Source organism: Bradyrhizobium sp. NBAIM14 (assembly GCF_020193895.1).
Classification (GTDB): Bacteria; Pseudomonadota; Alphaproteobacteria; order Rhizobiales; family Xanthobacteraceae; genus Bradyrhizobium; species Bradyrhizobium yuanmingense.
Window position 1 is genome coordinate 521,277 of the sequence record NZ_JADYVQ010000004.1, and the last position, 9,593, is coordinate 530,869.

Below are 9,593 nucleotides of genomic sequence, written 5' to 3' on the forward strand. Positions count from 1 at the left end.
AGGCAGCTCATGGGCAAGACCAAAGGTCTGCAGCAGCGGATCGCCGGCAAGACCAAGCAGGCCGTCGGCGAGATCATCGGCGACCAGGATCTGCACGATGACGGCAAGGCGCAGGCCGAGCGCGGGCGCGACGAACAGGACAAGCCGAGCGAACTCAATCCGCTGAAGAAGCTCAAGCAGCTGACGTGAACGCCGAGCCGCGACCAGCACTCACGAGTGGGGCGCGGCGCACCACCGGCGAGCGGCGGCGTTCGCGCTGGATTGCCGCGGCCGCACTCGGCCTGATCAGCAGCACGTTTTCGACAATCGTCAGCCAGCTCTTCGCTGCCCGAATCGGCCGCGATGCGGCGGTCGATTGGATGACGGTTGCCGCGATTCCTGCGCGCGACTGGGCGATCAGCTCCGAGCCATCCTGGAGCGCGATCCTGGCCGGGATCGCCTTTCACCAATGGGCCGATTTTTCCTGGGCGTTGGTTTTCTTCGGCGTGCTCGGACGCTGGACGGCCGACTTGCGGCCGATGACGATCCTGCTGCTGGCGCTGCCCTGGGCCGCGTTCTCTTCAGGCATGGAATGGTTCGTGCTGGTGCCGCTGTTTCCATTCTGGCAGCCGCTGTTCACGCTGCAACAACCCTACTGGATCGGGCTGCTGGTGCATGGCTCCTCCGCTGTGATGTATCCCCTGTTCGCGCGCCTGCGCTGGAGGCGCGGGGCTGCGCCTGACAGCGACGTGCGGTTCACGAATATGTGGATCACCGGCGCGCTGGCCGTGATTGCGCTACTTGGGGCGGTCGCATTGTTCGGCGGTCATGGTTACGAGCCGCCGTGGATGGGCCGCGACAGGGATCAAGACCAAGCCTACATCCGTCACATGACCACCCATCATGCCCAGGGCATCGAGCTCGCACGCACGGCTGCCGAGCGCGCGCAGGATCCGCATCTGCGCAAGCTCGCGATGCTGATGGTCGCGAGCCAGACCGGAGAGAACCGCATATTCGAGAATTGGTGGCTGAGCTGGTTCGACACGGAGATGCCCGATTGCAGCACCGAGGAGCGGGCGGCGATGCCGGGCTTCCTGACGCCAGCCGAGATGCGCCAGGTCAAGACCGCGCCGCCGGACCAGTTCGACATGCTGTTCATCGAGGCGATGAGCCGGCATCACCGCGGTGCGGTCAGGATGGCCGACCAGATGTGGCACAGCCGCGGCGACCCTCGTCTGCGCATCATGGCACATGCCATCCGCCACGAGCAGCAGGGCGAGATCGCGCTGATGCACGGCACGCGCGGCCTCGCCGCCGTGACCACAGGCGTCCGCAACATGCTCGGCGACAACGTCAATTGAACGTGAGGATCTTGTATCGGCAAGCGGCCTGCTGCCTCGCCGATACTCCAGACGAACCTATCAAACGTTAATGCTTTCCGCCGTCATTATCGGCCACACTTGGGCCGACGGGGGCCGTCGGAGATCAAATGCAGGCAGGATTTGCTTTCTCGAGGCTGGCCGACCGCCTGACGAGCCTCGTCGAACTGACCCCGGAACATCTCGATCTGCTTGCGGACATGCCGAGCAGCATCGCGCATTTCGGCGCGCATCAGACCATCCTGCGGCACGGTGATGAGGCAACGCAATGCTGCCTGGTGCTCCAGGGATATCTGTCCTGGCAGAATGACGAAAGCGCAGATGGCCAGATCACCGCGATCTGCGTGCCCGGCGACATCGCCAACCTGCAAAGCCTGTATCGCCCGCGCATCGAGGGCAACCTGACCGCGCTCGGTTCCGCAATCGTCGCGCTCGTGCCGCACCGCTTCTTTCGCGAGCTCGCGGTGCGATCTCCGGCAATGTCGCACGCCTTGCTGTTGATGCTGCTTGCCGATCACGCCATCCAGCGCAACTGGACGGTGAACCTCGGCAGCCGGGACGCGTTGACACGCGTGGCGCACCTGCTCTGCGAGATCACGGTGCGGCTGCAAACCGTCGGGCTTGCCCGGGATTTCAGGTTGTCCTCGCCCTTCACCCAGTCCGACCTCGCCGCAGCCTGCAGCATCTCCCCGGTCCATGCCAACCGCACCATCCAGGAGCTGCGCCGCTGCCATTTGCTGCAATGGCAGGGCAAGACCTTGACCATCACGGACTGGCCGGGCCTGGTCCGGCTCGCCGGCTTCGACCCAACCTACCTGAGCATGCGGTCCGGCGCGGACGATGCTCGGCCGCCGCATGCGAGACCGGTGGCGGCCGACGTCGCGGTCGCTTGATCCGCCTCGTGGGCGCGAGGACCTTGCGCGGCTCAATGACGTCGGACCCTACTCCCGCCAGACCTCGGCCAGCTCTTCCGCTGTCACCAGGTCGACCTGGCCGTGGAAGCGGGTGCGGTACATCGTCATGAGCGCGTCGTGGCCGACGTCGGACGAGCTGCACAGCGCGTCCTCGACAAGGACGATCCTGAAGCCGAGATCGACGGCGCTCAGGACCGTCGAGAGCACGCAGACGTCCGTCTCCGCGCCCGATATCACGACGGTGCCGACGTTCTTCTCGACCAGCAGGCTCGCAAGACCGGGATTGCTGAACGCGGAATAGGCCGGCTTGTCGATCATCGCCGCCGGCGGAACGAAACGTGCCAAGGCCGGCACGAGCTCCAGAGCCGATGACGGCAGATGCCTGCGCGTCGCCTGGCGCCAGCGGCGGAAATAACTCTGCCATTGCCCCGGGCGGTCCTCCGGATCCTGCGGGGTGATGAAGCGTGTGAAGATCGTTCTCTCCGCGTGGCGCGCAACGACCGAGACGACCGTCGGCAGCACCCGCTCCATCCAGGGCGTCGCCCAAAGGCCATCGGGGGCGAAAATGTTCTGCATGTCGATGCACAGGTGAACGGCGCCGCGGATCTCGGCAACATCGGACATAGCGTCCCTCATCGTCCTCCACCTTCAAGCGCATTCGGCGACCAGTTGCGAATGCGGGGCGAGGGCTTTGGTTCCGAATCGCGGCGTGCAGCGCGAGGTGGTGCGCTCGGAGGGCGGTCGCATTTACTGCGATTTCAATGAGTTATCGAGGACTATCAATGCATAAGGGGCGCATATCAACCGACCAGTATACGGAGCAGGCTGTTCAACATCGGCCCTGCGTCCTGCTCGCGAGACAATGCAACATTTCAAATCAGCAGGTCATGATGCGCAGCTACAGGGGCGTGATGGGGTCCGTTATTGCCATGGTTGGCCGCGGGATCGTCCAGTGCGTTGGGTAGGATTTTGACGAGGATATCGAGGGTGGCCGCCTGATCGGGCTTGGCGCGTGGATCGAGCGGAATGTGGACCTCTCTAGGTTCAATCGTGACGATGGGAGTGAAAGGAGTTGCGTCGCTGTCGAAGCGGAACACCCGCTCTTGATCGGCGCCGCCGGTCTCGAACGCAGCTTTAGCCGGCTGTGCGGCCTCCGATGCGATTGCGGCAGGTTGCGTAGCGTGCTGCGAGTTTCCGTTCCCTGCACTATCGCCTTTTGTGGCGCTCGATTCGGCAATTTCAGCTGCTGCTGATGCCTTTGCGGAGGCCGAGTGTGAATTGTATCCTGAATTGCTATGCTGCAGGTCAGCCAGTTTTGTCGTGGCCACTGCTGCCGACGCGCTTGCGTTCGGTGCACGATGATTGTCGCCCTCACCGACACTCTTCTCGGACATGAAGACAGTTTCAGCCAACTCGGTGGTTGTCGCCTTTACATGCTCCGGCTCCGCGACGTTTTGCGTGCTACCGCGATCCGCGCTACCGGCCGTTGCAACACTTTCGTCAGCCTTCGGGCCGTGAGCAGAGGTCGAGTGCCCCCATTTGTTACTCTGCTCCACGCCGCTGGGCTCTGCCATTTTCGCTGACTCGCGCGTATAGGCTGGAGTCCAGGAATGATGCTCATTGTCATTGCCGAGGCCATTGCCCGGTGTCGCCTTTGCTTCGGCCGTCTCGGTGGCCGCCGTTGCCGACCCTCGCTCCGACGCGCGCGAGTTGCTGTGGTCCAGACCGCCTGGTTCGGCCGCTTTTGATGGCCCTGACCAATCGTCCGAAGCCAGTGGATCATGCGCGTTGTCCTGGCCGGCGCGATTGCCCGGCATGGACTTCACTTCGGCCGTCTCTGTGGCCACCTTTGCCGACCCTCGCTCCGACGCGTGCGAGTTGCTGTCGTCCAGACCGCCTGGTTCGGCCGCTGCTGCTGGCCCTGACCAATCGTCCGATGCCAGTGAATCATGAGCGTTGTCCTTGCCGGCGCGATTGCCCGATACGGACTTCGCGTCGGCCGTCTCCGTGGCCGCCTTTGCCGACCCTCGCTCCGACGCGTGCGAGTTGCTGGCGCCCAGGCCGCCTGGTTCGACCGTTTTCGCTAGCCCGGACGAATCGTCCGAAGCGAGTGAATCATGCGCGTTGTCCTTGCCGGCGCGATTGTCCGGCATGGACTTCGCTTCGGCCGTCTCCGTGGGTGCCTTTGCCGACCCTTGCTCCGACGCGTGCGAGTTGCTGTGGTCCAGGCCGCCTGGTTCGGCCGTTCTCGCTGACCCTGACGAACGGTCCGAAGCCGGTGGATCATGCGCGTTGTCCTTCCCGGCGCGATTGTCCGGCATGGACTTCGCTTCGGCCGTCTCCGTGGCTGCCTTTGCCGACCCTCGCTCCGACGCGTGCGAGTTGCTGTGGTCCCGGCCGCCTGGTTCGGCCGCTTTTGCTGGCCCTGACCAATCGTCCGAAGCCGGTGAATCATGCGCGTTGTCCTTGCCAGCGCGATTGCCCGGTATGGACTTCACGTCGGCCGTATCTCTGGCGCCGGCCATTGCAGACATTTGCTCGGGAGCGTGCTGCGGCCCTTCGCAGTCGTCCCTGTGCGCTGTCGCGAGGCTCGATTCACCAAAATCGGCTGCTTCCGATGCGCTTTTAGAGGTTGAATGCACCGGCTTGCCATGTTCCGCGCTGCCTGTTTCTGCCGTCTTCCCTGACCTTCTCGAAGGGTCCGAAGCCGGGGATTGATGCTCGTTCTCATCACCGACATCACTCCCAGGTATGAAGCCACCGTCCGTCTGCTCCGCACCTGTTTCCTTTGCAGGCCATGGCTCCAGAACATGCTGTGAGTTACTGCCGCCCGCGCTACCGGCCGCTGCGATGCTGGGGCCGGTGCCTGCATCGTTCCCCTGACTCTTCAATGTAAGACTTTCAACTTCCGTTACCGCTGCAGCATGAGCAAGCACGATCGGTGATATGCGAGCCGACCCCTCGGTCCCATCCACGCTCTCTTCCGTTGTGCGGACCGGCGCGAATTCAGTCCTCAAGCCGGCATCAGCCAGACTGTCCCAAACTCCAGCGGTCCCGAATGTGCTCTCTCTCGTCCCGATACTTGCATGGGCACTGTCGGTACTCAGAATAGCTTCGATTGCAATCACGGATGTCAGCGCTTCTTCGAGCTGCTCCAACGTGAGAGCGGCCGCCGCGGCTGTCGGCTGGCCGACAAAATCCGATTCTGCGATGGATACAATTCCCGGCAGATGGATTTCCAACAGGTCGCGGTCTCCGATCTCCAGAACATGATCGGTCGCATTCACATAGACGATCGTTTCATTGGTTGTGGAGTTGAAGATCCAAGCGACGGTGTGTGGCGGTATGGACTTGCTTGCTGCTGTCATATGAAGCCTGGCAAGGGCTCCGAAAGCCGCAAGATTGATCCTGCTCGGCCCAGACGCGAAGTTGAAGACAGAGTCGGAAGAGGTAGAACTGGAATCGGTCGGGTCGCGATGAACAACGTTTTCAGTGACGTTGCCGCCCATCAGCTGATCGTGGCTATATCCGCTACTACCGGCATCGTGACTGAAGTGCACGAGGCCGGCAAGTTTTTGGAGAGTCTCCCCTACGGTACCATCACTCGAGTGGCCCCGAGTGCCTTCTCCGGCGGCGCTTTCATTTTCAGCGGCCACAAACGCGGAAGGCAGGCGAGAAGCCTGCGCAAGGAAACCCGGGACTGAATCATCTACATGATGATCGTCGGCATTGGTGATCGCAGCCAGTTTGGTGGCCGCATTGTATCCGGTAACGTCCACGAAGCTGTCGAGCGGCGCTTTGGCCGGGTCATGCGACGGCAATGCCAAATGGGGATCGCTGAGTGTGTAGATCAACGCACCGGTGAGGGTGGCGAAAGTACCATACCCTCCGTGAATCAAAGTCGGATTGGATGTCAGCCGCGAGAATAGATGTTCCTCGGTGGAGTCACCTCCAATCTTCGCGTCGTTCATTCCTCGCAGGGAAGGTGTGGCCAAACCGGGCGTGCTTGATCCAACAGAACCGTAGTCCTTCCACGATTTCGAGCCTGCGGATTGCTCAGCGGTGCGAGGCGCTTCCATTGCCGAGGCCGCGGTCGAGATTTGGCTCGCCCCGACAAAAACGCCTCTCTGAGTGAGCGACGGCTTTTCGTCGGAATCCGCGACGATGGCGTGACGGAGGATAGCTCGCTTCCAGAGCTCATATTCGGCATACTCCACCGCGGGGCCGGTGCTGTCGTCATGCGGAAGCATGTCGTTTGCCTCCGACGCCTTGAGTTCGTCCGCAATGGCGACCGCCAGGAGAGCCAGCGAGAGCATTCCGAACCCGGACGGGCGTTGTAGCAATGCGAGGGTGGCGAGCACCGTCCTGTTGGTTATTTCAAGCTTCTGAAATATGTTGTGCAGGTGTACTTTAACGGTTCCATCTGAAACGTTTAGCTGGTGCGCGATCTCCTTGTTCGACATTCCTTCTGACACCAGTCGTACAATTTGACGTTCGCGCGGCGTCAATAGCTCCAGTAGGTTGTCGATTTTGCTGCTGTCGGTTTTCTCGACGGTTGGCGAGAGATCGGACTGCTCCAAAAAGCTACGCTTCGTCATCAGTCGCAGCGATCGCAGCACAGCGTCCGGTGCAACATGCTTCGCGATTGCATCACACGCGCCAGCAGCGATGGCCAAGGTTAGATCGTGGTCCGTGTCGGAATCTGTAAAGAACACCAGGCGCGTGGGCAGCCGATCAGCTTTCGCAATGACGAGGATCTCGGATGCCGTTAGATCTGGCAGGGTGTCAGCAAGAAGTGCAACGTCGGGTGTCAAATTCCGCATCGCTTGGATGCAGCTTGTCCCGTCGCTGCACGACGCGATGACGTCGAAGTCCGGCTGTGCCCCGAGTATCGACTCTAGCCCCCGTAGAACGATCGGCTGTCGATCTACGATCACAAGCCGGACGGGCTTGAGTATCCGCTCTTTCGCAGACGTGTCTAACATGGACTCTGCCTCGACCCGGCCGTCTATGTCCTTCGGCATATAGCCGAGACCGAGTGAAGTCATTAAAATACAACGAATAGAATAAAGAAAGAGATTTAATCCGGTTTAACCATATCTAAAATCGCGAATTTGACGTGCAAATGTGCCCATTTGCCGTAGGTCCTAGCCTTTTGCCGAACAGTACGGCGACGCCAGGCCGTTGGGTGGGCTTCGAGTGGGGCACACGAACGGCTCACGGCCGTCATTCCAACGCTATTGGTCCCGGCGGCCAGAACGCCATCTTGGAAATTGTCCGCCCCTGAGACGAGACTTTCAGAGCGCGCTCGCGATCCGCGCCTGGCGCGCTTCACAACTCAAGGCCGATCAGCTGTTCGGAGACTGATCGTTGGCTGGGATGCTGTTCAGCCGCAGCGCAGGCTGCCGTCGGCGAGTCGACGACATCAATTGCAGGTCCGCGACAGGTCCGTATAAGCGCAAGCTGGAGTCGCGGGCGCAGGCCGTCCCTTGAATGGCGGACCAGCGCGTGCTGGCCTTCATCGCAGGAACCATATCTGTGGTTGCCAGTTGACTGCTGTTGAGCTGCACGCCGGACAGCAGCTTGACGAGCCGGCATGAGTTCTCGCGCCGAACATCCGTCGGGGGGTTGATCCCATGATGGACCACGCGACCAGGGTTGGTAATCGGTTGTTAGCAGCGTTGCCGCCGGCGGATTTTGCTTTGCTTGCACCTCATCTGCGGAAGATCGGGATCGAGCGCGATACGGTGCTCGTCCGATCAGGCGATCGGATCGAACATCTTCTCTTCCCCCTGAGCGGCGCGATAGCCACTATCATGGAGTTGCCGAACGGGCAGACGGTCGCCACGACGATAGTGGGCCATGAAGGGGCTGTGGGTCTCACGTCAGCGCTTGGCGCCTCCCACTCGCCCGTGACGGCCGTTGCTCGCATCGCCGGGACCGCGCTGCAGATCTCGCCCGCGCAATTCCTGACAGCGCAACATTGCAGCCCCGCCGTCGCAGCGATGGTGCAAGTGTTCACGAGATCGTTGCTGACGCAACTCCAGCACGTGGCTGCCTGCAACGCATTACATTCTGTCGAAGCCCGCTTGGCGCGCTGGCTGCTTCACATTCACGATCGGGCAAATGGCAGCGATCTCCTCCCGCTGACCCAAGAAACGTTGTCGGAATTGCTGGGCGTCCGCCGCACCACCGTCACACATGTCGTGAGCACAATGCGGACATCAAGAGCACTAAGATCCAATCGACGTGGCCAGCTTGAAATCGATCGGCCGCGGCTCGAAGCCATGGCATGCGAATGCTACAAGGTCATGAGCCGCAGAATCGATCGGATCGTCTCGCAGAGCACGGTCGGGCTCGTTCATAGGCCTCCAGCGCGGAGCGCCTCCCGCTCGCCTGGCGGCCGAATAGCCGGGACAGGCTCTTAGAACCAGTTCGTTTTCGCGAACCACCCCGCATTTGCCCGCGCCATTCGGCAAACCGCGCGAGGCTCGGTCGCTGCAAACGTCCGATCCTGCGCGGCATTTCTTTCGACTTTGCGGCCGGCTCCCGGCCGAAGCGAACAATGGACGAAAATTCCTGTCATCCACTCGCCTTGGGACGCTCGTCACAACAGCCCGACTTCTTGCGAATGAGCGGTATGGCCATGAGCTTTGCCTGTGCGAAGCCGGAAGGCCCACCCGCGGTCCGAGCGGGGTTGTTGGCGCTGCCTGCCTTGCGCAGCTTGCGCTGAAGATTCTCCTCTCGACCTACCCGCTCTCTGAGCTTTTCAAGTTCCGCAAGCTCTGCCACCAGCGCCTCGAGACGTTCTCGAAGCAGCGCCGCAGGACTCTCCGCTCGAACGCGGATATTCATGACACGCTCCTGATCGAGGTCTTGAGAAGAAGTCGCATAAGGTCAGGAAAAGTATGTAATTCACCACAATCGCATGAACATTTGGCAGTGTTTACACCGCAAATCGCGCTGCGGCGGTGCAACAAGGGACGACTCGACCGGAGTTTAAGAAAGGTCCAGCCCTGCCAAACCGTACGGCGCCGCAGGCTCACGCATGGGCTGAGAAGACTGCTATCGGCTGGATTCGGCTGCACTCGAAATCCTGGTGTTAGCTCCCGGACACTCGGCCTTGCGCTTTTCCTCGTCTTCTTCTGCGCAATCGAGCCCACCACTTGCGTTTGGAATTCCAGAGCTGCCGCCGGTTGCGAAAGGCCCTTTCGCACTGCCTCCGCCACCGCCAGACCCGCCGCTACCGCCGGATCCGCCACCGGCTGCCCCTCCTCCGGCGCGAGATGATTTAGCAGAGCCCCCGCCAGGGGCTCCCCCG

General features: G+C 61.6%; 7 protein-coding genes. 4 read left to right on the forward strand and 3 right to left on the reverse strand.

Annotation, left to right across the window (positions count from 1 at the left end):
- The first annotated feature begins 9 nt into the window (after window positions 1–9).
- The 3 genes from I6F28_RS14250 to I6F28_RS14260 all read left to right on the forward strand — a co-directional run bounded on the left by I6F28_RS14250 (window position 10) and on the right by I6F28_RS14260 (window position 2,251).
- On the forward strand, window positions 10–189 hold the full coding sequence (locus I6F28_RS14250; RefSeq protein ID WP_027575113.1) for a hypothetical protein: 180 nt from the start codon (window positions 10–12) through the stop codon (window positions 187–189).
- The gene (locus I6F28_RS14255; protein ID WP_225140149.1) at window positions 186–1,340 is read left to right on the forward strand and encodes a DUF305 domain-containing protein; all 1,155 of its coding nucleotides are present in this window, start codon (window positions 186–188) and stop codon (window positions 1,338–1,340) included. Before I6F28_RS14250 ends, I6F28_RS14255 begins: the two co-directional genes overlap by 4 nt.
- Before the next feature lie 128 nt (window positions 1,341–1,468).
- The gene (locus tag I6F28_RS14260; protein ID WP_036013671.1) at window positions 1,469–2,251 is read left to right on the forward strand and encodes a Crp/Fnr family transcriptional regulator; all 783 of its coding nucleotides are present in this window, start codon (window positions 1,469–1,471) and stop codon (window positions 2,249–2,251) included.
- 48 nt (window positions 2,252–2,299) lie between these two features.
- Here I6F28_RS14260 and I6F28_RS14265 read toward each other — a convergent pair whose 3' ends face one another.
- Entirely contained in the window at window positions 2,300–2,908 is a 609-nt protein-coding gene (locus I6F28_RS14265) for a cysteine hydrolase family protein (protein ID WP_036013669.1), read from the reverse strand.
- A gap of 236 nt (window positions 2,909–3,144) precedes the next feature.
- On the reverse strand, window positions 3,145–7,296 hold the full coding sequence (locus tag I6F28_RS14270; RefSeq protein WP_524536102.1) for a response regulator transcription factor: 4,152 nt from the start codon (window positions 7,294–7,296) through the stop codon (window positions 3,145–3,147).
- 612 nt (window positions 7,297–7,908) lie between these two features.
- Here I6F28_RS14270 and I6F28_RS14275 point away from each other — a divergent pair.
- Window positions 7,909–8,700: a Crp/Fnr family transcriptional regulator gene (locus I6F28_RS14275; protein WP_036025682.1), complete on the forward strand. Its 792-nt coding sequence runs from the start codon at window positions 7,909–7,911 to the stop codon at window positions 8,698–8,700.
- Between the two features lie 154 nt (window positions 8,701–8,854).
- Here I6F28_RS14275 and I6F28_RS14280 read toward each other — a convergent pair whose 3' ends face one another.
- The gene (locus I6F28_RS14280; RefSeq protein WP_036013665.1) at window positions 8,855–9,127 is read right to left on the reverse strand and encodes a hypothetical protein; all 273 of its coding nucleotides are present in this window, start codon (window positions 9,125–9,127) and stop codon (window positions 8,855–8,857) included.
- Window positions 9,128–9,593 lie beyond the last annotated feature (466 nt).

Bases quoted from the DNA above. Each gene is read 5' to 3' on its own strand.
- I6F28_RS14265 (WP_036013669.1), bottom strand. From the start codon at position 2,908: ATGAGGGACGCTATGTCCGATGTTGCCGAGATCCGCGGCGCCGTTCAC.
- I6F28_RS14280 (WP_036013665.1), bottom strand. From the start codon at position 9,127: ATGAATATCCGCGTTCGAGCGGAGAGTCCTGCGGCGCTGCTTCGAGAA.
- I6F28_RS14250 (WP_027575113.1), top strand. From the start codon at position 10: ATGGGCAAGACCAAAGGTCTGCAGCAGCGGATCGCCGGCAAGACCAAG.
- I6F28_RS14275 (WP_036025682.1), top strand. From the start codon at position 7,909: ATGATGGACCACGCGACCAGGGTTGGTAATCGGTTGTTAGCAGCGTTG.
- I6F28_RS14270 (WP_524536102.1), bottom strand. From the start codon at position 7,296: ATGCCGAAGGACATAGACGGCCGGGTCGAGGCAGAGTCCATGTTAGAC.
- I6F28_RS14260 (WP_036013671.1), top strand. From the start codon at position 1,469: ATGCAGGCAGGATTTGCTTTCTCGAGGCTGGCCGACCGCCTGACGAGC.